Raw genomic sequence first — 645 nt, forward strand, 5'->3', positions numbered from 1 at the left:
AATTATGCTGTACCTTCTTTTAATTTGAAGAATTTTCGGGTAATTGGGAGTAGGTAAAGTTACGAATAACAAGAATGTAACATTTTTCTTAATCATTGTTTTTCCTCCTAAATAAAAAAGTGTAAAGCCCTTGATAATTCAATAGACTTTACACTCTTGTATTAGGTGTGATATATTTAGTTGGTTATATAATCATGAAATCTTTTGCAATTTTTCGCTATGTTCCCTGATTACGCTTTTCATAACATCAATATCGGCTTGCATTGCTTCAATTCGTGCCGTTGTTTTTTCATAGCGTTTTGCTGCTGGTAAATAGTTTTCGGCAAGAAGTTTAATATCTGAACGAATCTCATTTTCAATAATAAGATTGATTCTTCTTTGCTCATCTTTTAATGAATTAATTTCATTTTCTAATGGCTGTATTTTCGCATCTAGCTTTTTATCCATAATATCAGCTATTGCAAGTAGTAATTCATTATCTGTCATTATATCACGCTCCTTTTGTGGCTGCTCTATCTGTTAAATAGAAGTATATCACATCCAGAGTATAAAGTCTATTGAATTGTCAAGGTACTAGGGTTGTTTCACGAAAGATTCTAATGTGATGTTATATATCGTTTACCGTTGAATTTCATGTATCTCTCC

At 31.2% G+C, this 645-nt stretch carries 1 protein-coding gene; it reads right to left on the reverse strand.

Annotated elements, in window-relative coordinates:
- Positions 1-192 precede the first annotated feature (192 nt).
- Entirely contained in the window at positions 193-486 is a 294-nt protein-coding gene (locus tag D7Y06_RS25460) for a hypothetical protein (protein ID WP_120410234.1), read from the reverse strand.
- Positions 487-645 lie beyond the last annotated feature (159 nt).

Source organism: Roseburia sp. 1XD42-69, assembly GCF_003612565.1.
In the GTDB taxonomy this organism is placed as follows: domain Bacteria; phylum Bacillota; class Clostridia; order Lachnospirales; family Lachnospiraceae; genus Roseburia_B.